The organism is Bacillus sp. 22483, assembly GCF_052044605.1.
GTDB lineage: Bacteria > Bacillota > Bacilli > Bacillales > Bacillaceae > Bacillus > Bacillus altitudinis.
This window is the reverse complement of the sequence record NZ_JBQENU010000003.1, coordinates 178,841-203,532: the sequence shown is the minus strand read 5'-3', so window position 1 is coordinate 203,532 and position 24,692 is coordinate 178,841. Positions and strand designations below refer to the sequence as shown.

The window sequence follows — 24,692 nt, the reverse complement described above, 5'->3', positions numbered from 1 at the left end:
TATGACAATCTTTTTTTAAGAGCGCAGGCGATGCTGGTAGCTTTCCTTCATTAAAAACGCGTGCTCTGAATGGTCTATGTAGTTTTGAGCCATTGCTAAGTCCTCGATGGCTGCCGTAAGTTTAGCAGATTGTCCTGTTTCAATCCCTTCTATTTCTCGGGCTGTTGAAGCGAGTGCTTTTTGAATTAACTGAAATTGATCATAATGAATCATGAAGACACCTCTTTTTTTAAAATCAAGTTCAGTTTATTCCGTCCCGAGAAGACTTATACCTTTTTAGCATAAAAAATCCACACCTTCTCGTGGTGTGGACATTTATTATGATTCAGTTGTTTCTCTTCTAGGTCGGCGTTTTCCCCAGTATTGATAATAATCTGTTTTAATAAATCCATTAAACAGTTTTCTCTTTTTCGTCGCTTTTCTTCCGAAACACTCTTCGAATTTTTCATGTGACGTTAAAATGTAAATGGACCACGTATCTAGGTTCTTCAATGCTTCGCCCATGCCTTGATACATTTTTTCCACAGCTGGCTTATCGCTGAGACGTTCACCGTAAGGCGGATTTCCGACAATTACACCATACTCTTCTTTTGTTTGGAAGTCTTTCACTTGCATTTGCTTAAATTGAATCAGTTCACTAAGTCCAGCTTCTTCTGCGTTCAGTTTCGCAATCTCTACCATACGATGATCAATATCGCTCGCGATAATGTGAAGCGGCTGATCATAATTCGCCTTTTCTTCTACTTCAAGGCGTGCTTTGTTCCAAACGTCCTCACCGATCCATTCCCATGATTCAGATGCGAACTCACGGTTAAATCCAGGGGCAATGTTTTGTCCAATCATCGCTGCTTCAATAGCAATTGTTCCTGATCCGCAAAAAGGATCGACAAACGGACGGTCAGGTGTCCAGTTCGTTAATAAGACAAGCGCCGCTGCAAGGGTTTCTTTAATCGGAGCGCCCCCTTGATCTGCACGGTATCCACGTTTATGAAGACCCACACCAGACGTATCGAGCGTCAGCAATACTTTATCTTTTAAAAGCGCTACCTCGATTTTGTATTCAGGACCCGTCTCTTCTAGCCATTCAGACTGTATGTTGTAAGATGATCTAAGTTTTTGCGCGATAGCCTTTTTGACGATACGCTGACAATCCGGCACACTGGCAAGCTGAGATTTAACAGATTTACCAATGACAGGGAATGTACTATTTTTCGGTAAAAAAGCGGCCCAGTCAATGGCTTTTGTCTGCTCAAAAAGCTCGTCAAATGTCCTGGCCGAAAATTCAGCAACTTGGACTTTGATTCGGTCTGCTGTACGCAGCCATAGATTCGCACGGCAAATGGCAAGTGCATCTCCTTGAAAAATGACTTTTCCATTATCTACAGTGCACTCATACCCGAGGTCTCTTACTTCTTTTGCAACAATCGCTTCAATTCCCATTGGCGCTGTTGCGATGAGTGTATAGGTTTTCATTTGTTTATCACCTGTTTTCTCGTTCTATTCTGTAATCAAGATAAAAGCTCTCCATATGTAGAAATAGGAGAGCTTTGATTTCATCATGTTTATGATAACGGATATAACGTTCTGTAAGCCATGTTTTGTTCCATCGTACTGCAAACGGCAAAAGCCTCGTACTCAGGTGGTAATCATCTATCTACAGAATTCTCTGTCCTTCTCTCCGTTTGGTTCCTTTGAGAAAGTTCCCCTACCAAGTTTGGGTTTCTCGCTCGAGGGGTTTACCGCGTTCCACTCTCACCATTTCTAGTGAGACTTCGTCACTGTGGCACTTTCAAGGATACTTTGCCATATCCTAAAAGGACGTAGGCATTTTTCCTGCCGTCAGCCTTTCCCAGGCTGCCCTGGCTTATTTTTTCGCCAGGCACGAACACTACGGGCATCTCAGCACCGTGCGAGCATGGACTTTCCTCTGCAATGTCAAAGCATTACAGCGATTACCCGAACGTTAATCAACATGCGTTATTATAAACGACAATGTCATCTGACACAAGCTTTTTTGGTATTACTCAATCATAAAGTTTGCTACCGAAAACGTGTTTCTCAAGATTAGATAGTCTTTTTAAAATATCAAAGTTTGTTGTATTGGACTGTGCAGGCTGTCTTTTCCCTTGCTCAACCGCTTCTTCAAGCTGTTTTGACAAGTGAAGGTTTTCTTGTTGGAGTTTTTCAATTTCTTGATGGAATGTCTCATAGTCTTTAATGACCATATCTAGAAATTTATCGACTTCTTCTTGTTTATACCCTCGGACACCTGTTTTAAATTCTTTTTCTAAAATTTCTTTCGCAGAAAGCTTTACTTTATCAGCAAGCATCTTTTTCACCTCATATCGTGAATTCATAGTATATTTTTTCAGAAATACGTGACGTTGTCAAATTTTCTCTTGCTTTTAGTCAAAAAACGGATCTTCCGCCTCAACCTGTGCTCTTAAATCATCCATTGTGATATACATAATTGGGTAGTCGGTATAGGTTTCAGCTTCTTTGATCATATATTTTGGCGAGCCTTCATGCTCGGGATCATATAAGACGAGAAGGCCGTCCGTTTTTTCAATAAAAAAGCGGTTCTTTTGTTTAAATTGTGCCGGACTTTCATAAGGTCTATGCGTGACACTTTCTACAAAATCAGCTTGTGCAAGAACGCCTTCATACAGCTCTTTATTTTGTTCATTCCAGCGCTCTTCCTGTTCATAAAATGGTGTAATGACAGCAAGTTTTAAATCTGGGTACTCCTCTTGAAGCTCAAAGACCACTTCAGCTGTCCATATTTCTGCACCTAGCTGACCTGAAATGAGCACCCATTCCAGCCCGTTTTCAATGAGTGCCGCCAGCCTTTTCCGAAGTTCCGCTTTTATGTATTGAAGTGCAGGCTCGTCTTGTTTGAAGATCCCAAGCTCAAATGGCTTGTACCCTGTGACAGCAATAATTTTCATTTTTTCACCTGCTTTTAAAAAAAGGGACTTATAAAAGTCCCATTTCACTTTATCTGTTACAGCAAGGTCCACCGCAGTTAAAGTGTTGATGTGTTGCCGGGTCCACCTGAGAAAACGTATGCGGGAAGTAGTGAACATGTTGGAAATTTTGGTGATGAACATTTGTTACATGCTGCGGGTGGATGTGCGGCACAATTGTAGTTGACTCACTGTGCGTACAGCAGTGATTCGTTGGATGTACAATTGGCTGTGTAACATTTGGATTGCAATGATGATGATGGTACATGTAGCATTCCCCTCTCCTTGATTTTCTTACATTAACAATGTATGAATCAAGAGGTGTACATGTACTAATGCATTAACCTAATTTAAAAGTTTGCAAGAAAAACATCTTTATAGTTTGAAAAAACAAAAGCGACCAATATGACAACAAGAAAAAACAAGTAGAAAAGACCCTTATACATGCTCTACGCTCCTCATTCAATATCTAACGTTATTTTACAGGATTCGTGACTTTTCTACAATAAAAGGGCTAAACAATTTTTATTTTCGGCCGAGAGCCGAACGTTGTCATTTTTTGCGCTTTCCCAGGCAATAATTTCATTGCCCAGCTTTTCTTAAGAGCCGCTTTTCTCGCTTGTCAAGTTCCACAATGTCTCGTTCACTTAAAGACGATTGTGATAACAATGTTTGGGTAATGGAAAGGGCTGCTTTTGGATCTTTTTGACGGTGTTCTTCATACTTTGCAAGCTCTACACCCGCTTTTAATCTTACATGAACATCACTTGATTCAAATAGACGTTTCCATATGCATGCCGCTTCATCCCATTGTTTTAATCGCTTGTACTGTAATGATAGATCATAAGCTGCTTGATCCGCATGCTCAAACGCTGCTCCCGTTAATTCTTGCAGGTGCTTTGTTGCTTCCTGCACATCACGGTGAGCAAGATGCCACTTAGCTAATGCATATTTCTCATCGTCTTCCTTCACCGCATCTTTGGATAAGATTTTTTTAGACAAATGAATGTAGAGACTGATTAACGATAAGACATCAAGTTCATTGTGAGTCAAAATTCCTTCAATCAGTTTCGGGTTTTGTTCCTTTAAAAAGTGAAAATAGATCATTGGTGCGAGGAACCCCGGTGTATCTCCCTCTCGATTGACGTGCAGTTCCTCTTTTTCTACAACCGAAAGAGCCATACGCTCATATTTATGTTTCCACAATCTCCTTGACCCATGCAGAAGGTCAAAATGACCAAATTCAGGTAGAGCAGGTATTTGATCGCGTAATAATGTATGCCTCGTTTTGACTTGAGGCCAGTCAAATGATTTTCCATTATATGTCACAAGTGATTCGACATCCACCTCACTAAGAAAGCTTTTGTAAAGTGCCGCTTCATTTCCTGGATTCGTGAGCAGATGTTGTTTTACCACCACTTTATCTGAATAAACTCTCGCATGCCCAAGCAAAAAAATCATATTTCCCGTTCCGCCAGATAGTCCTGTTGTTTCTGTATCGAAGAAAAATAGCTCGTGAGGCTTGTAGCCTTTTGCAGAAAGAGAATGCTGAATCTCACTTTTGTTCCATGCACTCACCATCTCCGGCAGTTCTGCAAATGAATATCGCCCATGCTGATGGTCAAGTGGATAGGTCACTTCCCGAATGAGGCAGAAAGAGTCTTCAAAGTAGTAAGGAGCTGCACCTAATTCCCACCACTCTTTTAGAAATGGAATCGTTTCAGCCGTCACAGTGTGCGTTTGTCCCTTTTTTACTGCCCCACGCTTTTCATCTGACTGATTGTGCGACAGGTGTTTTTTCATTCTGTTTAATTTTCCTTTTAATGACATGAGTAGGTCTATTCCTCCTTTCCCTTAAAATCCTGCCATCAATTGAATGATCCTGCTTTTTCCATTGATCTCTTTCATTTCCATGCCAATACAAGATGGGCAGCCGTTCTCGCAGCTGCATCGCTCAATCAGCTGAGTGGCTGCACGGGCAATTTCATCAAAGCGAGCCTGGACCTCTTTACTTAAACCGATTCCACCTGGGTAATGATCATATAAAAATACGGTCGGTTTCCCAGTATGGGCTGCCTTTATTTGAGAAATGACATGAATGTCTGAACGGTCACACATGACAAACGCCGGAACAATATGCTGAAGAACATTGGCAATACCGAGCAAGAGCTGTTCAAGTGTTTTTTCTTCAATTGTCCGCTCTGCTTCATGTAATTCAAACCAAGCAGCACTCGTATGAATTTCTTCTTCAGGTAAGTGAATCGGGCCGGAACCAATATTTTCCCCGGTTGATAATCGAATTTTTTTGAAAATGGTCGGCATTGCATTGACGGTCACATCACCGTAGTGAACAGATACCGCTTCCTTCTCTGTTGTCTGATCAATTTCAAGCACCTTGAGCTGAACCGCTAAATTCGCATCTGTATAGTATTCTACATCGACTTGTTTCACATAAGCCTTAAGATGCTCATAATCTAGCTTTTCCACTTGATACTGAACCCCTTCATGTAAATAAATCGCTTCATCATGAAGTAAGGTCATCGCACTGAATCGATCCATCTCTCCAATAATTCGAACGTTCGCTACATCGGATTGATCGACAATGACGACATTTTCCTGACTTGCAGATCTCAGACTGATGCCATGAGCCGGGAACGATTGATCTGACCAATAATAACGGTTCCCGCTGAAATGAAGAACCCCTTCTTCATGTAAGTATTGCAAGATTTCTTCTACTTCCATACCGCCAAACTGTTCATCTTCTCGAAACGGTAACTCGTAGGACGCACATTTTAGATGATCGACTAGGATGATAAGGTTCTCAGGATTGATTCTTGCCGATTCAGGTGGTCTGTTAAAGAAGTATTCAGGGTGTCTGACAATATATTGGTCAAGTGGCGATGAGCTTGCGACCATGATAATGAGTGCTTCCTCATGACGCCTTCCAGCTCGTCCTGCCTGCTGCCACGTACTCGCTACACTGCCAGGATATCCGGTCATAATACAGACTTTTAGCTGACCAATATCTACTCCTAATTCTAGTGCGTTTGTGCTGACAACACCGAGAATGTCTCCTTCCCTTAAACCTTTTTCAATCATGCGCCGCTCTTTCGGCAAATAGCCCCCGCGATAACCACGGATCGATTTAGGACCAATTTCTTTTTTCACTAGTTCTTGAATATGACTTAGGATGACTTCAACTCTTACCCTACTTCTAGCAAAAACAATCGTTTGAATTTTTTCTTTTAAAAATGTTTTAGCGAGCTGATTCACAACAGTGGCCGCACTTTGTCTAATATTTAATGGCTTATTGACGACTGGCGGGTTGTAAAAGACAAAATTCTTTTTACCGCTAGGTGCTCCGTTTCGTTCAATTAGATGCACCTTGCTTCCGGTCAGCTGCTCTGCAAGCTCTTTCGGATTCGCTATGGTCGCTGAAGTACAAATAAAGGTCGGGTCACTTCCATAAAATGCACAAATTCGCTTTAGTCTGCGAATGACATTGGCGACATGACTGCCAAACACGCCTCGATATGTATGAAGCTCATCAATGACAATATACTTTAAGTTCTCAAATAAACTGACCCATTTCGTATGGTGAGGCAAAATCGCTGAATGCAGCATATCTGGATTTGTGATGACAATATGTCCTGCCTGTCTGACGCGCTGGCGAATCGCTGGGGAGGTGTCCCCGTCATAGGTTTCACTGTGAATTGGAACATCCATCTCATGAATGATTTCGTTTAATTCACTTTTTTGATCTTGCGCAAGTGCTTTTGTTGGAAATAAATAGAGGGAGCGGCTTGTCTGATCTTCTGCGATCGACTGAAGAACTGGCAGATTGTAGCAAAGCGTTTTACCTGAAGCTGTAGGTGTCACAGTCACCACATTCTCACCATCCATCACACGTTCAAAGGCTTCCTTTTGATGAATGTACAGTTCGCTCACACCTCTTTTTTCAAGCGCCACTTTGAGCCTGTCATTTACTCTTTCAGGAATTGGAGAAGTCAGTGCAGGCTTCGCTTCAATTTCATGCCAATGCTCGACCTGTTCGTCTTTTTTTAAATCTTCTATGAGTTCGTTCATTGTTTTCTTCTTCATCTGGTATCCACCTCTCATTCTAGTGTACCGAATATTTGTTTGCATGACTAGGCGGCAATTTTTTGATGCACCGCTTGTGAGCAAATATTTTGATGTGTTGTAACAATATCTATTACACTTCTATAGTGAAATGATTTTATCAAGGAAGAAGATGATCAGATTGAAAAACGAATTTAAGCCTTTATTTGAACCTTTTACATTCCCAGGGGGTGCCTCTATTGATGGCCGTTTAGTCGTTGCACCAATGACACACTTCGGTTCTCATGAGGATGGCACGATCTCAAAGGAAGAAATTGATTTTATTACCGCTAGATCAAGCGAAATGGGCATGGTCATCACCGCATGTGCAAACGTGACGCCAGATGGTAAGGCGTTTGAAGGACAGCCTTCTATTGCAAGAGATGAAGATATACCTGGCCTTCAAAAGCTTGCTTCTGCGATTCAAGCGAAAGGAACAAAAGCCATTATGCAAATTCATCATGGCGGCTCTCAGGCTCTCCCTCATTTAGTCCCAAACGGTGATGTCGTTGCGCCAAGTGATGTATTTAAAGATGGAAAACAAATTGCGAGAGCTTTGACAGAAGAAGAAATTCCTCACATCATCGACTCATTTAAAGAAGCAGCAAGGCGCGCAATCCAAGCGGGATTTGATGGGATCGAAATCCATGGAGCGAACGGATATTTATTACAGCAATTCTACTCCCCGCATAGTAATCAGCGTACAGATCAATGGGGCGGAAGCGAAGAAAAGCGTCTCGCATTTCCAATTGCAGTAGTAGATGCAGTGAAAGAAGCAATCAAAGAGCATGTAACAAAACCATTTATCTTTGGGTATCGATTATCACCTGAAGAACCAGAAACACCTGGTTTAACCATGACAGAAACATTTACTTTAGTGGACGTACTTAAGACAAAAAACCTTGATTACTTGCATATTTCTTTAATGGAGATTGACGCTAAAGCAAGACGTGGTGCTGATACAAGTAAGACGCGGATGGAATTATTAAAAGAGCGCTGTGGTGACACGCTTCCACTCATCGGCGTCGGCAGCGTCATTACAGCTGAGGATGCACTGAATGCATACAATCAAGGGATTCCACTCATTGCTGTTGCAAGAGAAGTCATTGTTGATCCCGATTGGGCAGTAAAGATTAAAGAAGGCAGAGAAAACGAGATTGAAACCGTCATTAAACGCAGTCAAAAAGACAAGTACATGATTCCAGAGGGTTTATGGACTGTCATGGAAGCAAGTAAAGGCTGGGTTCCAATGGAGGATTAATGTCCTCAATCAAAAAACTACCCTATCAACTCAGGGTAGTTTTTTGGATTATTTCATTTTCACTGTAAAAAGCTTGGACGTCTGCTTTTCTACAGAGCCCTTAGGTTCTTTGTCAAGATGTTCTACTAAATCACCATTCATGATGACAATTGGTGTCACTGTGCTTGCCGCTTTTTCTTCAATCAGCGCTAAATCACACGTAATGAGAGGATCACCTGCTTTCACTTTATCCCCTTCTTTTATGTGTGCTTCAAAGCCTTCACCATTTAATCCAACCGTTTCAAGTCCGATATGAATCAGAAGCTCAAGCCCCGAGAGTGTTCGAATCCCAATTGCATGTTTTGTATGGAAGAGTTGAATAATTTCACCATCTACTGGTGACACAATGGTGCCGTTTTTTGGTTTTACAGCTACGCCGTCTCCCATCATCTTTTGAGAAAAAACGGGATCTGGTACATCGGTCATATCCATTAACTCTCCATCCACTGGAGAATAAATGACTTCTTCCTTTACATCATCTTGGTTTTTTCCGAAACCGAATAATTTTTTCAGCAATGTTCATTTGCTCCCTTCAAGCTTTGCTTCTAGATCTATTCAGCGTATAAATCTTCACGCCCATACACCTTGCTTCATTCAACACTATTTAATCATAATTTTTTCCTCTCATCAATTGATAACCGCCTGAGCCCCTTTTGCATAGGCTGTAGATGAGAGGTGATTCAAATGAAACATGAAAGTGAAAAGAAACACGAGTTGTTAGCAAATGAAGACATTCTATATGAAGCGATTGAACAATTTTTTGCATCATCGCCATTTCATGACATTTTAAATAGTGCAGAGGCGCTGATGACCACGAGCCATTCACTTGCATCCATTACAACCGATGTGACAGAAGATGATCAATATGTATATATTGAGATTCGATTTCCAGACCATTTTGTCGAAGGTGATATCGCACTAGAAGTGAAAGCGCAATATTTACACTTATCGGTACAGGAAAAAATCAAAACAGACACGACTTCCTCCTATTCGAGCTTTACCAAAACCATTTTAATGCCTGCAAAAATAGATGAAACCAATATGAAGAGCGTTTGGAAAGATCAATCACTTCGTGTGACTGCGCCAAAACAAACAACCCAATAGATGTATATCTATTGGGTTTTGCTATGCTTTAAAAATACTAGTAAATCCTTTCGCCAATGAGCCCACTTGATTCATTGTACTCATCATTTGTCCAGCAGTATCAAACATTTTATTAAAATCGTATTGCCCATTCGTTTTTTTAAATTGTGACAGCACACTTTTAAATTGAGATGATTGCTGTTTTTGCGGCCTTGGCAAAGGATAAGGATTCATAGGCTGCTGCATAGGCATCATGCCCGGCGGCTGCATTTGCGGCTGATTCATTGCTTCAGGCTGCGGCTGATAAGGCTGGAAGTTTTCCTGATATCCAAAAGGCGGCTGATAGCCTGCAGCCGGCGGCTGGTTCATTTCACCTTGATATGGGGGCATGAAATATTCTGGAGGCTGCGGAGGCTGCTGCATATCTGGATACGGAAAAGGCCGTTGCTGAAATTGATTCATTTCATAAGATGGCTGGTTTGAATAAGGGAACACGTATCTCGCTCCTCTCGCTCTGAAAACATATTGAAGTCAATGATATATTATGTTCAGGTAGCAGAAGATGTGCCTACAGCAGCCATAAGAAAAACGCAGGCTGTTTCATCAGCTGCGTTTGTTGATTTCTTCTATTAAAAGGTTCAGTGTATAAATCACTGATTCAACTAAATTTTTCACACGAGGTGCATGCTGTTTGCCAAAATAAGATTGCAGCACAACCTCTTTTCCATTTTCTTGGACGGCTTCAAGCTGTTCTTGATGTAAGTATCTAGGTTTGGCCTGATGAATAAATGAGGTAGCAGCAGTAAGCCACTCTTCCATTTGCTGATCAAATTTGACAACGGCCGGTTGAATATCGTTGTAAAAATCATAAACTGGGTATTCCTCTTCTGCCTTTCCCTTTAGGTACTGCTCGTATGCTTCTTCGATCCATGTGATCAACTCTTGTGTATGTTTAAGTAATGTTTGATTATCCAAAGTGTTCACCTCTATGAACCATCCTATCAAACGTTTACTTATTGCTCAAATAGAAAAGCTATCCGGCGTGATATGCGGGTCTTGCCGCCAGCTTATACTCTGCTGCATGAATTTTCAATTCACATTCCTTCACTTCAGATTCAAGACGGTCAATGATTTGTTCTTGCTCCTCTACGGCAGCGTTTTTTGTTTTTTTGACAGCTAAAGACAGTTCTTCTTCCACCGCATCAATCTTTCGCTCAATTTCCTCTAACAACTGCATAATGGATTCTTTTGATACAAATTCGCTCATCATCAGATTCCTCCTTTATCATCTCTCGTTACATTCTCTTTTCTTTTACTCCCTCCTTCATACATGACAAAACTAGAACTAAATCGCCAATCTAAGTGAAGATAAGCGCAATTTCTTCCATTTCGACACGTGCTTGTCCTTCTTTGTATGATCGCGTCCGATTGTGTAAATTCTAAGGACAAAGGAGGTAGATGTCATGAAAAAGCAGCAAGCACCAAAAGAGCAAAAAACAAAAGGGAAAGAAAACAGTACAGATCAGCTTGATAAAAAGCTCGGCGGCCCTAACCGTCCATCCACGTAAAAAAAGCAGGTACCCCCTGCTTTTTATTTATGCAAAAAATAGTGTTCTAATGAGAAAAGAAAACGAAGCTGCCTTTTTTTATGAAAATACCAGTCGGTCAGCTCAATTTGTTTTGGTAAACGCTCTACTTCAAACAAGGATGGACTCAATTTCTTTTGAAACCAATCTTCCCTTTGATCGTCTAATGAATGTGTCATGACTGGATACACCGTTCTGAGGAAAGGGCTTGACCTTTGCGCAATCCCTAAAAACGGTTCAAAATCAAATCGAGATCCCGTATGCGGCACGGTATGTAAAAAGTGATAAAAATCCGAAAACAAATCGGCTCGAAACAATAGTTTTGCTAGCTTTTTCCCTAACGTAATGCGCTCTTTTACTTGGGAAAACTTTCGTATGGTTAACCCATACAAATGCCCGTCTACTGTCGGAAAAACGACGGTTTGAAAATGTGCCCACTCGCTGAAAAGATATTGAATCGAGTGAAAAACATTCTTTTTCAGGAGAGGATTTTGTATAATAGGAGATTGTATAGTATATTGTTCATTTATGATGAGTGCATGCAGCAGTCGCTCTGTGTCACGCGTTTGCCAAAATCGTTCCCACTCAGCGCTCATAAAACGAGACACACCGAAATGGGGCAGCAGATGAAATAAAGGTTTACGGCACCTTTTTGACCATTCATACAAGAGAAGCTGCGGGTAAGCATCTGAAAAGATCAGCCAATTCGCTCTTTCATATGCTGTAAAGAACAGATGCCCTTGCTGATCCGTTAAACCCGGATGGAAGAGCTCGCCTTTTAAATCTGTCATCGACCATCCAGCATTTCTGGAGACAAAAGAAGCAAGCAGAGACCATTTCATCTCTGGATGACGGTCATAAAAGCGCTTGTACGCATTTGTCCTTGTCAGGTTATCCTTATTTTTCGCTTTCGTTTCATGTAAAATATGCTGGGTAATCATGTGCTCTTGTTGTGACAACATGGTGATCTCTCCAATACAAAATGCATTAAAAGGAGGCTGAACTTGATGATTCGGTATCCTAACGGAAAATCGTATCAGCCCATTCAACAAATTGGGACAAAAAAAAGAATCAGCGGCGAATCATCTTATAGTAACCGCGGGATGACGCTTGAAGCTGACTTAAATGAAACGAACCAGTACTATTTGGTCAACGGGATCGCAGTCATTCATAAAAAGCCTACCCCTGTTCAAATTGTCAATGTGGATTATCCAAAAAGAAGCGCTGCTGTCATTAAAGAAGCCTATTTTAAACAATCCTCCACAACAGACTACAACGGGGTATACAAAGGGCGTTATATCGATTTTGAAGCAAAGGAAACCAAAAGCACCACCTCGTTTCCGCTCAAAAATTTCCACGACCATCAAATTGAGCATATGAAACAGGTTGAAAAGCAAGGCGGTATTTGTTTTGTTATTATATCCGCATTTGGTTCCGTTTATTATTTGTCCGCTACTGACCTCTTCTTCTTTTGGGAGCGGCAGCAGCAAAACGGCCGTAAATCCATTAGCAAAGATGAATTAATGGAAGCAGGTCACCTCATGACACTTGGATATTCGCCAAGAATTGATTATATTAAAGTAGTGGAGACACTTCATTTTTCGGATGATAGCAAGCAACATTTACGTTCGAAAAAGGTTTAACACGAAAGGTTGAGATGTGATGTCTGATCAATTTACAAGTCGTGAACAGCGACGTAAAGCAAGTCAAGAAAACAATAAGAAGCAAAAGAACAAAAAAGGCAAAAAGAAAGCAGGTCTATTTAAAAAAATATTTTTATCTTTACTCGTGATCGGTCTTCTTTGTTTAGTAGCCGGAATCACAACTTTTGCCGTTTTTGCATCAAGCGCTCCTTCTATTGATGATAGCAAGCTAAAAACGCCGTATTCTTCAAAACTTTACGATAAAGACAAAAAAGTCTTTGCAGAAGTCGGGGCGGAAAAAAGAACGTATGTCTCGATTAAAGATATACCCGATGTGGTAAAAGACGCATTTATTGCAACTGAAGATGCACGTTTTTATAAACACCACGGGATTGATCCTATCCGTATTGGCGGTGCTCTTGTCGCAAACGTCGAGGACGGTTTTGGAGCAGAAGGTGGAAGTACGATTACACAGCAGGTTGTGAAGAACTCCCTGCTTAACAATCAAAAGACGTTAAAACGTAAAGTACAGGAAGTGTGGCTCTCGATTCAGCTTGAGCAAAAATACTCTAAAGATGAAATTTTAGAAATGTATTTAAACCGTATTTTCTTCTCTCCTTATGCTTATGGTGTTGGGAAAGCGGCTGAACAATTTTTCGGAGTGACAGATTTAAATAAACTAACTGTTGCACAGGCTGCCACACTTGCAGGTATGCCGCAAAGTCCATCTGCCTATAACCCAGTGAAACATCCAGAGGCAGCGGAAAAACGTCGTAATATCGTTTTAGGCCTAATGAAAAAACAAGGCTATATTTCAGAGAAAGAGTATGAGGAAGCAAAAGCAACACCTGTCAGCAAAACAGTTGTTTCAGCTGATAAATATAAGAGTCAAAACTCAAGTAAGTACTCTGCTTATATTGAAGAAGTCATGGAAGAAGTACAGAAAAAAGCCAAAGTAGATGTATCAACAGATGGATTAAAAATCTATACTTCTCTTGATCGAAAAGCTCAGGATCATCTGGATGACATCATCAATGGGGATTCAGCCGGATTTACGAAAGGTATGCAAGCTGGAGTCACCCTGCTGGATACAAAAAATGGCGAAATTCGTGCCATTGGTGGTGGTCGTGATGTGCCAGCCGGCGGCTTTAACTATGCCACTGATGCAAAACGCCAGCCGGGATCTACAATTAAACCAATTTTAGATTACGGCCCTGTAATTGAAAACAAAAAATGGTCAACATATCAGCAAATTGATGATGCGCCTTATACGTACTCTAACGGTACACCAATTAACAACTTTGACAGAAGACACTTAGGGAAAATGTCGATGAGAAGTGCTTTGGCACAATCACGAAACATCCCTGCTTTAAAAGCTTTCCAAGAAGCTGGTACAGATAATGCTGTTCAATTCGCCAATAACTTAGGTTTGGACTTACCTTCTGACATTCCTGAGTCTTACTCAATCGGCGGATTTGACGAAGGTGTCTCTTCTCTTAAAATGGCTGGTGCATTTAGTGCCTTCGGTAACAACGGATACTATAATGAACCGCATGCTGTAACGTCTGTTGAATTTAATGACGGGACGAAGCTTGACTTAACGCCAGACTCTAAAGCAGCCATGAGTGATTACACTGCATTTATGATCACAGATATGCTGAAAACTGCTGTACAATCTGGAACAGGTACACTCGCACAAGTACCGAATGTTCAAGTAGCTGGTAAAACAGGTACAACCAACTTTACACAAGATGATATTAATAAATACAACATCCCTTCTGGCGGGGCGAAAGATTCATGGTTTGTCGGTTACACGCCGCAATACACAGCAGCTGTGTGGACCGGAATTGGCAATTCAAAAGATGCAGACGGCAAAATGTGGCTCACGGATTATGAACAACGTGTTGCCAAAGTTGTCTTCCAGAAATTAATTTCTCAAATTGATGATGGAAGCGGCTCATTTGAAAAGCCAGACAGTGTCGTTGAAGCAACGGTTGAAAAAGGATCAGATCCAGCGAAGTTAGCTGGACCAAACACACCAAGTGATAAGAAGACAACGGAATACTTCGTCAAAGGAACTGTCCCAACAAAAGTTTCTGACACATATGAAAAGAAAGAAGCTGACAAACCATCTGACTTAAAAGCGGTGTATGATGAAGAGAAAAAATCGATTACACTCACTTGGGGTTATGATGACGATGCAGATGCAACATTTAATGTGAAGCAAGCGGTCGATGATGGAGGCTATAAAGACATTCAAAACAGCTCTTCTAAAGAAGCCGTCATCTCTGATGTGAAGCCAGGATCCACCTATAAATTCCAAGTGACAGCGACTGTAGACGATGTCACAAGTAAAGCTGCTTCTACCTTCCTCACCATTAAAGATGACGAAGAAGAGGAAGAAAAAGCAGATGATGAGAACAAAGAAGAAGAAGAGCCACAGCAACCTGATGATGAGCAGACAGATCAAACAGATGATAATCAAAACCAAGGTGGCACTGATGAGCAGAAGCCTGATGATAAAAAAGATCAAGGCGGAAATACCGAAAATGGTGATGGCTCAGACAGTACAAATGGAAACAGCAACTCACAGAGCGATGCCAATAAAGATAAAAAGAAAGACGACGAGAAAGCCAATTCTCAAAGCTCAAATACTCAGTCAAATTCTACTTCTCGCAAAGAAGACGAATAACAAAAAAGCACTTGCCCTATGTGGCAAGTGCTTTTTTAACGATTTTGTTTTAACTTTCTGAGTGCTTCGTATTTTCCATACTGCTTTTTGAGCTCTGTGTATAACTCGTCCAATTGAATAAAGCAATGATATTGAGTAGGTTTAAGTAAAATAAACTCTAATCGTTCTGTCCAGTTAATGGGGGCTACTGGAAACGTCTGTTGTTTGATTTCCTCCCAATCAACGGTTTGAAGCTTCTCTCCTTTGATCCAGTAAAACATTGCAATCATACTGACAATGCCTTGCAGCATATCATCCTCTTCACACCGAGATTTTCTCGTTTGAAAGCGAGGAAGCATGTTGTCTTTTAATTCATTCCACAGATCAAACATCAAAGGAACAAATTCTTCCGTTTTCTGCCACGGTTGCTCATCTAGTAAAGGTTCTGAAGATAGATCAAATGCGAGTGGATTGATTCTTAATATATCCTTTTTTTCGCCGCTTATCTCTACCTTTTTCTCTTTTAGCTTTTCGACATATGAGGTGAAAACAGCTGCTCCGCTCATGCCAGCTTCACCAGCCCTTTTTTCAGCCTCTTCTGCCCTTCTCTGCACATATCAAGAAGTGGACAAGATTCACACTGTGGCCGCTGCGCCTTACAGTGATATCTGCCGAAAAAGATGAGACGATGATGGGTCACGGACCAATCCTCTTTTGGCACCTTCTTCATTAAGGTTTGCTCTACCTCAAGAACAGAATCCTTCCAGCGGCAAATCCCAAGTCGTTTGCTTACGCGCTCGACATGTGTATCTACTGCAATGGCGGGAATTCCAAAAGCGACAGACACAACGACATTTGCTGTTTTCCGTCCAACCCCTGGGAGCTTGATTAGCTCATCTCGATCTCTTGGCACTTCACCGCCATAATCTTCAATCAGCATTTGGCTTAATTTTTGAATGTTTTTTGCCTTATTACGATAAAGACCGATCGAACGAATATCCTGCTGCAACTCTTCAAGCGGCACACTTAAATAGTCTTCTGGTGTTTTATATTTTTGAAATAGATGTTTGGTCACTTTGTTCACTAGAACATCTGTACATTGCGCTGAGAGTGCGACAGCAATCACTAGTTCAAATGGATTGGAATGAACAAGCTCACACTCAGCCTCTGGAAACATATCTCCTATAATATCTAAACATTCATTGATTTGTTTTTTTGATAACATGCCTTCTCCTTTATTGGTTATTGTTCCAGCCAATTATAAAAAGGAACTTGTCTTTTATATGAAGATGTTTCTTCTTTTGAAGGTGGGGCTTTTTGCTGCGAACGGAAATGCTGGCTATGCTCTTTCGCTTCTTCCGCTGTTTTCAGCCCTTTCTTTTTCCACTCAAACAATATTCGATCGATATAGCGAAAATTTAATTTTCCTGATAAAACGGCTTCTCTTAGAGCAAGACGAATCATCTCAGCATCATGATGGTCTTGGTCCATCCAGATCGAAAGTGTTTCCCCTTCAAGAGGAGAAAGTGGTCTGCCAAACTCATCTTCAAATAGCGCATATAAAGATTTTTCAGCCTGCACATGATTCTTTTGCAGGTCTTTCGCCTGTTTTGCTTCTAAAAAGTCATACAGCATACCCCATAAGGGTTCTACCGAGTACCGGTCATGCTGAATACCAGACCTGTCTTCAAACGGCTGGATCGAAATAAACCCTTTTTGAATTAAATACTGCACCATATAAGCACATTCTTCGGCCGAAATGGTCATACCATGTGAAAGCTCTTCAAATGTCTGAAAAAAGACGCCTTGTTCTTCATTCATTTTAATCTTTAACATGACCATCATTTGTGATTCATTCAGTCCTAATTGCTCATAATGGGCAATCAGCAAATTAGGCAAACTGGTCGAACCCATTTTCTGCATATCTATAAATTGCTGCCTTTTCATCGGATACACCTCTTCACTTTCAGTATATCACGTTTTCTCATACGTGCTGCCCTTAAGACGTTTGAAAAAGCCTCCATATGTTGGAGGCTTTCACGTCTTAAGGATATAAACGGTTTAATAATCTTGGGAATGGAATTGTTTCACGCACATGCGGCGCTCCGCTAATCCAAGCAACTGTTCGTTCAAGTCCAAGACCAAAACCTGAATGTGGTACAGAACCATACTGTCTTAATTCTGTGTACCATTTGTACGTTTCTTGATCTAACCCATGTTCTTTTAATCTTGCTTCAAGCAGATCTAAATCATGAACACGTTCAGAACCGCCGATAATCTCTCCATAACCTTCTGGCGCAATTAAATCTGCACAAAGGACGACATCATCACGGTCTGGTGCAGGTTGCATATAAAATGGTTTTAATGAGGTTGGGTAATGAGTGATAAAGACTGGTTTATCATAGCTTTCGGCAATCGCTGTTTCATGCGGCGCACCGAAGTCATCTCCCCATTCAATGTCATCAAATCCTTTATCCTGCAAGAATTTAATCGCTTCATCATATGTGATGCGCGGGAATGGCGCTTTGATGTTTTCTAATTTTGCTGTATCACGGCCAAGTGTGTGCAGTTCTACTTTACAATTTTCAAGTACACTTTGAACAACGTGAGACACATAATTTTCTTGGTACTCAAGGTTCTCATTAAATTCAACAAATGCCATCTCAGGCTCTATCATCCAGAACTCGATTAAATGACGTTTCGTTTTCGATTTTTCTGCTCTAAATGTTGGACCAAATGAGAATACTTTTCCTAGAGCCATTGCAGCAGCTTCCATGTAAAGCTGTCCACTTTGAGAAAGGTACGCATCTTCATCAAAATATTTAGTAGCAAACAGCTCTGTTGTTCCTTCAGGAGCACTTCCTGTTAAGATTGGCGGATCCACTTTCACGAAGCCTTCTTGATGGAAAAACTCATATGTAGCACGAATAATTTCGTTACGGATTTTCATAATGGCATGCTGTTTTTTAGAACGCAGCCATAAATGACGGTGATCCATTAAGAATTCTGTTCCATGTTCTTTTGGTGTAATTGGGTAATCTGTTGCTTCGTGAATCACTTCAATGGATTTCACTTGTAATTCAAAACCAAGTGGTGAACGTTCGTCTTTTGTTACTTGTCCTGTGACATAGACCGATGTCTCTTGTGTCACTGATTTCGCAAGCTTAAAGACTTCCTCTTCCACCTCTGCTTTTACAACGACTCCTTGAATAAAGCCTGTCCCGTCGCGAAGCTGCAAGAATGCAATTTTTCCGCTTGAACGTTTATTGGCAATCCATGCGCCGATTGTTACTTCTTCATCGACGTGTTTGAACACTTGATTAATAGTTGTTTTCAACATATTTCCCTCCAAAGCCAGAAAGAAACTCACCTTGTTAGATAGGTGTGATTCTTTTTTCATACATTTTATTATAACCGTTCTAAATCAGCATGGTCAACGCAAGACAGAAGAAACTATGGTGTTAAATTTTTTTCCACTCGTCCTGTCGTAAAATCAACATAGCTGAAACTATATTGGTCGTTCTCATTTAAGTACGTTACTTCCCAAAGGAGGACGTCACCTTCCCGTGCTAATTGAACATTTTTTAGCTTAGAAATGGTGTTCTCCTTTTGAACGGCTTGTACTGCTTGGTTTGAAGTAATGCCTTCTTTTGCTTTTTTGGCAATGACTTTTTCTTTTTTGCTGGCAGGTACCCACACATAGATCGCTTCGTTTTGTTTGTTTTTACCTTCCACAACAAATTGCTTTTCTTTCCCAACAAAGGTATCCACTTGCTCTACTTGTGCAAATGATGCTTGCTTTTTTGCTCGTTCAATCGCTGCCTCATGACCTTCTTCTTTTTGACCCATGGCAATTTGATATATCCACGAAAAGCTAATGATGCCAATGAGTAAAACGAGCGCAGCAACGGATGAAATAATCCAAATTATTTTTTTCATGTCAAGCTTCCCCTATGTGCGATATATGGTAAATATCGCTTGATTTTGATCTTCTTGATCTAATGCTAATCCAAACATAAGATCTTCCCTTTTAAGCGTTCTGTTCAGCAAATCGACGATTTTGTATAGGTCTTCTGAATGCTTAATTTGAACAGTTGAAAGTACCTCTATTTTACTTTCCACTTCTAATTCCTCCTCGGTACGTAAATATTGTTAGTCATACTTTTCAATGTGAGAACCAATACTATTTTTACAACGGAACATAAAAAGCCGTTACGATAAATTAACTCCAAACCCACACCAGTGAAAGGCCGCTTATGACAGCGGCTTTTCGTTGTTAAGCTTTTCTATATACGCCTCAAGCGACTCTTTGGACATCTCGTGAACTGGCGCATGATGAAGTGATTCTAAAAATAGTTTTCCATACGAAGCGGTTTTCACTCGGCGGTCTAAAATCAGCAATGTTCCGATGTCTTTTTCCGAGCGCAGCAAGCGGCCGGCTCCTTGCTTAAAAGTTAACACAGCTTCCGGGAGAGCGACGGCTTTAAACGGATTCTTCCCCTGTTTTTTTGCCGCTTCGCATTTTGCTTCAATGAGCGGCGAATCGGGCGGGCGGAAAGGAAGCCTTGCCATAATGACAGTCGTTAGCTCTGAGCCAGGAAAATCCACACCTTCCCAGAAACTCCCTGTTCCTAGCAAGATGGCCTGCTTCGCCAACTTGAACATTTTTGTCAATTTTACAGGGCTCCCGCCTGTCAAACCTTGAGCAAACAATGCCGATTGCATACCTTCTGATTTCAGCTCTTCATACACTGCTTTTAACATCTCATGTGAATTAAATAACACCAATATTTTCGCTTGATCCTGCTTTTCCATGATCTTAATATATGTTGCAGCTTGCTTCACATATTCGCGTTCATCACGGTTTGTGATCGGCGGCATGTCAGCCGGTACAACGACCTTAAGCTGTTTTTCAAGTTCAAAAGGTGAATCAATTTGGACAAGGTGTGGGTAAAAATCTTGCAGACCAAATCGTTCCAAGCAATAATCAAAGCGTTGATTGATGGTAAGCGTCCCTGATGTGAGGACGACGCTTTTTTTGTTCATGAAGAACCGATCAGCTAGCAACTCCCCTGTATCCAGCGGCTGCGCGTGCATAAAGACAGCATTCTTGGCACCCTTTGCATCAATCTCAATCCAAACGGTTTCATCATTGTTTGGTTCAAAGATAAACCGGTACAGCGTACTGCAGAATGTCTGCATAAATGACATCACTTGATCGTATTCTTCTGCTTCAAATGCAAAGTGTTCTATGAACTGATCACTTTTGTGAAGTAACTCATTTTTTTGCTGCTCATACAGTTTCTCACAAGCAATCAATAACGAACAAAGCTTACTCGCTGATTCTTTAATTCGGACCCACTGAGCATGTTTTGAATGATGACGGACTCTATGAATGAGACGATTGATGTCCGCTTTTGGTTTTGTCCTTTTGACAAAAGAATGAACGGTACTAAAAAATGCGTCACTTTCCATCTGAAGCTGCTGAAGATACTCGTCCATTTCAATAAAGGTGTCAGTTGATAAACCTGCCCCATGAAATCTCTTTTTCAATTTCTTAAGCAGCCCGCCATGCAAAGAGCCAAGCTGGGTTAATTTCGCATGAAGCTGGATATAAGACGCACTGTCACCTAGCGTTTCATTGGCTGTTTTTTCAAATTGGTGGGCCTCATCAATCACATAGACATCTGCATGCTGAAAGATAGAAGCTCCTTCTGTTTGAGATAAAAGCAGACGGTGATTCGTCAAAATTAAATCAGCTGTTTGAGCCTTTCGTTTAGCCCGTTCATAAAAACAATGTTCTTTAAAACGGCGTTTTTTCGATGTAAATGGCATGTGCACACAAGAGATACGGTCTTTTATATTTGCAGCTCCTGACGGTAAATTCAGTTCAGACAAATCACCTGTTTCAGTGACAAGAAGCCACATTAAAATTTGCGCTTTTGTTAAGACAACATCATAGTTATCATCTTCCTCATGCAGGACATGCTCAAACTTATCTAAACAAATATAATGTGCACGCCCTTTAAACACACAGGCGGCTGGCTCAAATGGGAGCAATTGCTTGAGTAGCGGAACATCGCGCTGAAGCATTTGCTGCTGCAGTAAAATAGAATATGTACTGATAATGACAGGTTTTCCTGATTTCTTTGCTTCTAAAGCAGCTGGTATAAGATAAGCGAGTGTTTTCCCGATTCCTGGCGCCGCTTCAATTAACGCATAAGCTCTTTCATTGAACGCATCTCTTACTTTGTTCATCATCGTGAGCTGGCCTTCTCTTACTTCATAGCCTTCTAATGTTTGAGGAAGCTTCTCTTTTATCTCTTCAAACAGTTGCTCGTCGTCACCGCCTACTGCATATGTCGATTCAGTGATAGGATTGGTCACATCTTTCACAGCAAAAGATCCTACTTCTACAAGCGAATCATCCTGACTCGTGTGATTGGTTTCAAGCTGCTTAATTAAAAGTCCTATATCACTTAGAAGATAAGAGGATAATCTGCGCAGCTGTTTTAACACATTTGGCGGTGTATTCCTTAATTGATGTAATAAGGTTAAAAATAACATAGCAGTAACTTCCGCATCACTATCCGCCCTGTGCGGGTGGTCATGTGGAAGCATGAGCTCTTCGCTTAATTCAGTTAACTTATAACCTTCAAGCTCAGGATAAAGAATTCTAGAAATTTCAACCGTATCAATCGCTAGCACATCCAGCTCATTTTTCCCGCATGCTTTTAGTTCATCGTTTAAAAAGTTCAAATCAAAATGAACATTGTGCGCAACAAAATAAGCGCCCTGTATGAGATCATACACCTCTTGGGCAATGTCCTCAAAAAACACCGCGTCATCAACCATGTGCTGTTTAATACCTGTCAGCTGTTCAATAAATCCAGGAATCGTTTTCCCTGGGTTCACATATTTTGAATACCGTTCGACAATTTGTCCATTTTCAATGACCACCGCAGCAATTTGAATGATTTTATCACCTTTTTTTGGTGAATTCCCGGTGGTTTCAATATCAACGACAACAAACCTTTGATCGGTCATAAAATGGACACCTCAATTCCTCGTTCCACTCATAGTGAAACACACTCTGGGCAATATAGCTGAAACAGAACAGCTTCCTTTTGATGAAACTGTTCTGTTTACATGTTAGCGTGCGTTATAAAATCGTTCTCGCAGGCTCTTGCCCAATCATTTGTTCAATTTGATTTTGTTTATTTAACACGACCACTTTAGGTGTGTGCGATTTCGCTTCTTCCTCTGACAACATCCCATAAGCGATAATAATGACTTCATCTCCTGGCTGAACTAATCTTGCTGCCGCACCATTTAAACAAATGACACCGCTCTTTCTTTCTCCAGGGATGATATATGTTTCAAGTCTAGCACCATTGTGATTATTGACAATTTGCACTTTCTCATTTGCCATCATGCCTGCCGCATCAAGCAAATCTTCGTCGATAGTAATACTACCTACATAGTGTAAGTTTGCTTCAGTCACTGTCGCTTTATGAAGTTTCGAGGTCATAAAAGTTCTAAACATGTTTTTCACCGCTTTCAGGAACATGGAAAATCACATTATCAATCAGTCTTGCCCGGGAGAACTTCACAGCAGTGGCAATGATCACTTGGCCCGTTAAGTGCTGAAGAGGTTCAAGCTCTGGGTAGGAGTAAATGTCAATATAATCGATTTCTCCACTCGTTTGAAGAATCTCCTCTTCCACTAATTGATAAATACGATTTACATCATGTTCACCATTTTCTACAGCTGTCTGTCCTTTTTTTAATGCCCGATATAAAGCAGGTGCTTCTTGCCTTTCTGTTTCAGACAAATACACGTTCCTTGAACTTTTCGCTAAACCGTCTTCTTCTCGAACAGTAGGAACAGACACAAGGTGAAGATCAAAAAAGAAATCCTTGATCATCGCATCGATAACAGCGACTTGCTGTGCATCCTTTAGCCCAAAGTATACATTGGTTGGTGCGACAAGGTGAAACAGCTTTGTCAGCACCGTGACAACGCCGTCGAAGTGTCCTGGGCGTTTCTTCCCGCATAAGACGTCTGTACGCTTTTGAACAGTCATCGTAACCGATGGCTCGTCTTTGTACATTTCCTTCACACCAGGTGTAAATAATATATCTACTCCAGTTTCTTCGGCAAGACGCTGGTCTCTTTTCATATCTCTTGGATAGGATTCAAAGTCTTCATTCGGTCCAAATTGCAATGGATTGACAAAGATGCTCATCACCACAATGTCATTTTGATCTCTTGCTTCTTTTGCAAGCGTAAGATGTCCTTCATGAAGGAAACCCATTGTAGGGACAAATCCAATGGAATGCTGCTTCTTTTGATGCTGCTTGATCATTTCTTTTAATTCATGAATATGGGAGACAACCTTCATTCCTTGATCCCCCCATATAAACCATCAAGGACTTCTTCTTTCATATGAAAGGTATGAGCATCCTCTGGGAATGTGCGTGCTTTTACTTCTTTTGTATATTGTATGAGCGCTTCTTCTAATACAGCATCGATTTGCGCGTATTGTTTCACAAATTTAGGTGTTCTAGACACGCCGTACCCTACCACATCATGGTAAACGAGAACTTGTCCATCTGCTTCAGCCCCTGCCCCAATTCCGATCACAGGAATCTTTAGCATGTCAGTAATCCGTTTTGTCAGTTCACCAGGTACACACTCTAACACAAGGGCGATGGCACCTGCTTCCTCACATTTCAGACTATCTTCAATCAATTTCTGTGCACTCTCTTTGTCTTTTCCTTGCACTTTATAGCCGCCAAGGACACCAACTGATTGAGGGGTGAGCCCTAAATGGCTTACAACAGGAATGCCGCCTCTTGTAAGTGCTTGAATGGATTCAAATACTCCGTCTCCACCTTCAAGCTTTAAGGCATCAGCACCGCTTTCTTGCATAATGCGTGCTGCATTTTTCATCGTTTCTTCTAATGAATAATGATAAGACATAAATGGCATATCCGTCACAACAAATGTGTCTTTTGCGCCTCTTTTGACTGCTTTTGTGTGATGAATCATATCATCCATCGTCACTTGCACTGTGGAATCAAGTCCAAGGACAACCATCCCAAGTGAGTCACCAACTAAGATCATGTCGACTTCCGCTTTTTCCGCTTGCTTTGCAGCTGGATAGTCGTATGCTGTCAGCATCACAATAGGTTCGTTTTGTTCTTTCATTTTGAAAAAATCTAACTTTGTCTTCATTTGTTCCTCCTCATTCTGGAGAGGAGATGGCTTGTCTGATCTCACACGCTTTTATCTCTCATGTGCAGACGAATCATCCCTCT

27 protein-coding genes and 1 other RNA gene are annotated in these 24,692 nt (G+C 41.0%); 5 read left to right on the top strand and 23 right to left on the bottom strand.

Going from position 1 to position 24,692, the window contains the following annotated elements; all coding sequences use genetic code 11:
* Positions 1-15: 15 nt before the first annotated feature.
* From ACTJJQ_RS06455 to ACTJJQ_RS06420, 8 genes are all read right to left on the bottom strand, one after another.
* On the bottom strand, positions 16-213 hold the full coding sequence (locus ACTJJQ_RS06455; protein ID WP_025207527.1) for a hypothetical protein: 198 nt from the start codon (positions 211-213) through the stop codon (positions 16-18).
* 105 nt (positions 214-318) lie between these two features.
* Positions 319-1,473 carry a THUMP domain-containing class I SAM-dependent RNA methyltransferase gene (locus ACTJJQ_RS06450; RefSeq protein WP_017359722.1) on the bottom strand — a complete coding sequence of 385 codons (1,155 nt, stop codon included), beginning with the start codon at positions 1,471-1,473 and terminating at the stop codon, positions 319-321.
* A 109-nt stretch (positions 1,474-1,582) separates the two neighbouring features.
* Positions 1,583-1,964, bottom strand: an RNA gene (gene rnpB / locus ACTJJQ_RS06445) — RNase P RNA component class B.
* Between the two features lie 60 nt (positions 1,965-2,024).
* Positions 2,025-2,330, bottom strand: a complete 306-nt coding sequence (gpsB, locus tag ACTJJQ_RS06440) for a cell division regulator GpsB (protein ID WP_008344631.1) — start codon at positions 2,328-2,330, stop codon at positions 2,025-2,027.
* A 75-nt stretch (positions 2,331-2,405) separates the two neighbouring features.
* Entirely contained in the window at positions 2,406-2,948 is a 543-nt protein-coding gene (locus tag ACTJJQ_RS06435) for a DUF1273 domain-containing protein (RefSeq protein WP_440600038.1), read from the bottom strand.
* Positions 2,949-2,997: 49 nt separating this feature from the next.
* Complete coding sequence (gene cotD / locus ACTJJQ_RS06430; protein WP_072368252.1) at positions 2,998-3,234, bottom strand: spore coat protein CotD; 237 nt, start codon at positions 3,232-3,234, stop codon at positions 2,998-3,000.
* Positions 3,235-3,548: 314 nt separating this feature from the next.
* The gene (locus tag ACTJJQ_RS06425; RefSeq protein ID WP_440600037.1) at positions 3,549-4,796 is read right to left on the bottom strand and encodes a ribonuclease H-like domain-containing protein; all 1,248 of its coding nucleotides are present in this window, start codon (positions 4,794-4,796) and stop codon (positions 3,549-3,551) included.
* Positions 4,797-4,820: 24 nt separating this feature from the next.
* Entirely contained in the window at positions 4,821-7,067 is a 2,247-nt protein-coding gene (locus ACTJJQ_RS06420; protein WP_440600036.1) for a DEAD/DEAH box helicase, read from the bottom strand.
* 160 nt (positions 7,068-7,227) lie between these two features.
* Here ACTJJQ_RS06420 and ACTJJQ_RS06415 point away from each other — a divergent pair, with 160 nt between their 5' ends.
* Positions 7,228-8,346, top strand: a complete 1,119-nt coding sequence (locus tag ACTJJQ_RS06415) for an NADH-dependent flavin oxidoreductase (RefSeq protein ID WP_024718533.1) — start codon at positions 7,228-7,230, stop codon at positions 8,344-8,346.
* Between the two features lie 48 nt (positions 8,347-8,394).
* Here ACTJJQ_RS06415 and ACTJJQ_RS06410 read toward each other — a convergent pair whose 3' ends face one another.
* The gene (locus tag ACTJJQ_RS06410) at positions 8,395-8,901 is read right to left on the bottom strand and encodes a PTS sugar transporter subunit IIA (protein ID WP_008344623.1); all 507 of its coding nucleotides are present in this window, start codon (positions 8,899-8,901) and stop codon (positions 8,395-8,397) included.
* Between the two features lie 168 nt (positions 8,902-9,069).
* Here ACTJJQ_RS06410 and ACTJJQ_RS06405 point away from each other — a divergent pair, with 168 nt between their 5' ends.
* Entirely contained in the window at positions 9,070-9,489 is a 420-nt protein-coding gene (locus tag ACTJJQ_RS06405) for an Hsp20/alpha crystallin family protein (protein WP_007500867.1), read from the top strand.
* 21 nt (positions 9,490-9,510) lie between these two features.
* Here ACTJJQ_RS06405 and ACTJJQ_RS06400 read toward each other — a convergent pair whose 3' ends face one another.
* The 3 genes from ACTJJQ_RS06400 to ACTJJQ_RS06390 all read right to left on the bottom strand — a co-directional run bounded on the left by ACTJJQ_RS06400 (position 9,511) and on the right by ACTJJQ_RS06390 (position 10,735).
* Entirely contained in the window at positions 9,511-9,963 is a 453-nt protein-coding gene (locus ACTJJQ_RS06400; RefSeq protein WP_440600035.1) for a YppG family protein, read from the bottom strand.
* A gap of 108 nt (positions 9,964-10,071) precedes the next feature.
* On the bottom strand, positions 10,072-10,452 hold the full coding sequence (locus ACTJJQ_RS06395) for a YppE family protein (protein ID WP_225310452.1): 381 nt from the start codon (positions 10,450-10,452) through the stop codon (positions 10,072-10,074).
* Positions 10,453-10,501: 49 nt separating this feature from the next.
* Entirely contained in the window at positions 10,502-10,735 is a 234-nt protein-coding gene (locus ACTJJQ_RS06390) for a DUF5446 family protein (protein ID WP_231131595.1), read from the bottom strand.
* Positions 10,736-10,931: 196 nt separating this feature from the next.
* On the opposite strand from ACTJJQ_RS06390, the gene sspM reads away from it, so the two are divergent.
* A complete protein-coding gene (sspM, locus tag ACTJJQ_RS06385) occupies positions 10,932-11,036 on the top strand; it encodes an acid-soluble spore protein SspM (protein ID WP_017359731.1) in 105 nt (34 codons plus the stop codon).
* Between the two features lie 23 nt (positions 11,037-11,059).
* On the opposite strand, the gene ACTJJQ_RS06380 is transcribed toward sspM, so the two are convergent.
* Positions 11,060-12,016, bottom strand: coding sequence for a DUF2515 domain-containing protein (locus tag ACTJJQ_RS06380; protein WP_440600034.1), 957 nt, complete (start codon positions 12,014-12,016; stop codon positions 11,060-11,062).
* A gap of 45 nt (positions 12,017-12,061) precedes the next feature.
* Between ACTJJQ_RS06380 and recU the strand changes: the two genes are divergently transcribed.
* Together recU and ACTJJQ_RS06370 are read left to right on the top strand one after the other, a co-directional pair.
* Positions 12,062-12,697 carry a Holliday junction resolvase RecU gene (gene recU / locus ACTJJQ_RS06375; RefSeq protein WP_017359733.1) on the top strand — a complete coding sequence of 212 codons (636 nt, stop codon included), beginning with the start codon at positions 12,062-12,064 and terminating at the stop codon, positions 12,695-12,697.
* Between the two features lie 19 nt (positions 12,698-12,716).
* Positions 12,717-15,389: a PBP1A family penicillin-binding protein gene (locus ACTJJQ_RS06370; protein WP_035702944.1), complete on the top strand. Its 2,673-nt coding sequence runs from the start codon at positions 12,717-12,719 to the stop codon at positions 15,387-15,389.
* A gap of 35 nt (positions 15,390-15,424) precedes the next feature.
* Here ACTJJQ_RS06370 and ACTJJQ_RS06365 read toward each other — a convergent pair whose 3' ends face one another.
* The 10 genes from ACTJJQ_RS06365 to panB form a co-directional block, all read right to left on the bottom strand.
* Positions 15,425-15,934, bottom strand: a complete 510-nt coding sequence (locus ACTJJQ_RS06365; protein WP_019744018.1) for a YpoC family protein — start codon at positions 15,932-15,934, stop codon at positions 15,425-15,427.
* On the bottom strand, positions 15,931-16,593 hold the full coding sequence (gene nth, locus ACTJJQ_RS06360; RefSeq protein WP_008344602.1) for an endonuclease III: 663 nt from the start codon (positions 16,591-16,593) through the stop codon (positions 15,931-15,933). The genes ACTJJQ_RS06365 and nth overlap by 4 nt, the downstream gene beginning before the upstream one ends.
* A gap of 17 nt (positions 16,594-16,610) precedes the next feature.
* The gene (locus tag ACTJJQ_RS06355; RefSeq protein ID WP_096881570.1) at positions 16,611-17,315 is read right to left on the bottom strand and encodes a DnaD domain-containing protein; all 705 of its coding nucleotides are present in this window, start codon (positions 17,313-17,315) and stop codon (positions 16,611-16,613) included.
* 97 nt (positions 17,316-17,412) lie between these two features.
* Positions 17,413-18,705, bottom strand: a complete 1,293-nt coding sequence (gene asnS / locus ACTJJQ_RS06350; protein WP_024718525.1) for an asparagine--tRNA ligase — start codon at positions 18,703-18,705, stop codon at positions 17,413-17,415.
* 116 nt (positions 18,706-18,821) lie between these two features.
* A complete protein-coding gene (gene tseB, locus ACTJJQ_RS06345) occupies positions 18,822-19,307 on the bottom strand; it encodes a cell wall elongation/penicillin-binding protein regulator TseB (RefSeq protein ID WP_440600033.1) in 486 nt (161 codons plus the stop codon).
* Positions 19,308-19,319: 12 nt separating this feature from the next.
* Entirely contained in the window at positions 19,320-19,490 is a 171-nt protein-coding gene (locus ACTJJQ_RS06340) for a YpmA family protein (protein WP_008344594.1), read from the bottom strand.
* 132 nt (positions 19,491-19,622) lie between these two features.
* Positions 19,623-22,415: an ATP-dependent DNA helicase DinG gene (dinG, locus tag ACTJJQ_RS06335; RefSeq protein ID WP_440600032.1), complete on the bottom strand. Its 2,793-nt coding sequence runs from the start codon at positions 22,413-22,415 to the stop codon at positions 19,623-19,625.
* 115 nt (positions 22,416-22,530) lie between these two features.
* Positions 22,531-22,914: an aspartate 1-decarboxylase gene (gene panD, locus ACTJJQ_RS06330; RefSeq protein WP_440600031.1), complete on the bottom strand. Its 384-nt coding sequence runs from the start codon at positions 22,912-22,914 to the stop codon at positions 22,531-22,533.
* Positions 22,907-23,773 carry a pantoate--beta-alanine ligase gene (gene panC, locus ACTJJQ_RS06325; RefSeq protein WP_046527069.1) on the bottom strand — a complete coding sequence of 289 codons (867 nt, stop codon included), beginning with the start codon at positions 23,771-23,773 and terminating at the stop codon, positions 22,907-22,909. Before panC ends, panD begins: the two co-directional genes overlap by 8 nt.
* A complete protein-coding gene (gene panB / locus ACTJJQ_RS06320; RefSeq protein WP_008344587.1) occupies positions 23,770-24,609 on the bottom strand; it encodes a 3-methyl-2-oxobutanoate hydroxymethyltransferase in 840 nt (279 codons plus the stop codon). Before panB ends, panC begins: the two co-directional genes overlap by 4 nt.
* Between the last annotated feature and the right edge of the window lie 83 nt (positions 24,610-24,692).

Excerpts from the sequence above, each read along its gene's own strand:
- ACTJJQ_RS06425 (WP_440600037.1), bottom strand. The coding sequence starts at position 4,796 with ATGTCATTAAAAGGAAAATTAAACAGAATGAAAAAACACCTGTCGCAC.
- gpsB (WP_008344631.1), bottom strand. The coding sequence starts at position 2,330 with ATGCTTGCTGATAAAGTAAAGCTTTCTGCGAAAGAAATTTTAGAAAAA.
- recU (WP_017359733.1), top strand. The coding sequence starts at position 12,062 with ATGATTCGGTATCCTAACGGAAAATCGTATCAGCCCATTCAACAAATT.
- cotD (WP_072368252.1), bottom strand. The coding sequence starts at position 3,234 with ATGTACCATCATCATCATTGCAATCCAAATGTTACACAGCCAATTGTA.
- ACTJJQ_RS06370 (WP_035702944.1), top strand. The coding sequence starts at position 12,717 with ATGTCTGATCAATTTACAAGTCGTGAACAGCGACGTAAAGCAAGTCAA.
- panC (WP_046527069.1), bottom strand. The coding sequence starts at position 23,773 with ATGAAGGTTGTCTCCCATATTCATGAATTAAAAGAAATGATCAAGCAG.
- panB (WP_008344587.1), bottom strand. The coding sequence starts at position 24,609 with ATGAAGACAAAGTTAGATTTTTTCAAAATGAAAGAACAAAACGAACCT.
- ACTJJQ_RS06365 (WP_019744018.1), bottom strand. The coding sequence starts at position 15,934 with ATGAGCGGAGCAGCTGTTTTCACCTCATATGTCGAAAAGCTAAAAGAG.
- nth (WP_008344602.1), bottom strand. The coding sequence starts at position 16,593 with ATGTTATCAAAAAAACAAATCAATGAATGTTTAGATATTATAGGAGAT.
- ACTJJQ_RS06390 (WP_231131595.1), bottom strand. The coding sequence starts at position 10,735 with ATGAGCGAATTTGTATCAAAAGAATCCATTATGCAGTTGTTAGAGGAA.
- sspM (WP_017359731.1), top strand. The coding sequence starts at position 10,932 with ATGAAAAAGCAGCAAGCACCAAAAGAGCAAAAAACAAAAGGGAAAGAA.
- ACTJJQ_RS06455 (WP_025207527.1), bottom strand. The coding sequence starts at position 213 with ATGATTCATTATGATCAATTTCAGTTAATTCAAAAAGCACTCGCTTCA.
- ACTJJQ_RS06380 (WP_440600034.1), bottom strand. The coding sequence starts at position 12,016 with ATGTTGTCACAACAAGAGCACATGATTACCCAGCATATTTTACATGAA.
- tseB (WP_440600033.1), bottom strand. The coding sequence starts at position 19,307 with ATGAAAAAAATAATTTGGATTATTTCATCCGTTGCTGCGCTCGTTTTA.
- ACTJJQ_RS06450 (WP_017359722.1), bottom strand. The coding sequence starts at position 1,473 with ATGAAAACCTATACACTCATCGCAACAGCGCCAATGGGAATTGAAGCG.
- ACTJJQ_RS06405 (WP_007500867.1), top strand. The coding sequence starts at position 9,070 with ATGAAACATGAAAGTGAAAAGAAACACGAGTTGTTAGCAAATGAAGAC.
- ACTJJQ_RS06435 (WP_440600038.1), bottom strand. The coding sequence starts at position 2,948 with ATGAAAATTATTGCTGTCACAGGGTACAAGCCATTTGAGCTTGGGATC.
- ACTJJQ_RS06420 (WP_440600036.1), bottom strand. The coding sequence starts at position 7,067 with ATGAAGAAGAAAACAATGAACGAACTCATAGAAGATTTAAAAAAAGAC.
- dinG (WP_440600032.1), bottom strand. The coding sequence starts at position 22,415 with ATGACCGATCAAAGGTTTGTTGTCGTTGATATTGAAACCACCGGGAAT.
- ACTJJQ_RS06355 (WP_096881570.1), bottom strand. The coding sequence starts at position 17,315 with ATGAAAAGGCAGCAATTTATAGATATGCAGAAAATGGGTTCGACCAGT.
- panD (WP_440600031.1), bottom strand. The coding sequence starts at position 22,914 with ATGTTTAGAACTTTTATGACCTCGAAACTTCATAAAGCGACAGTGACT.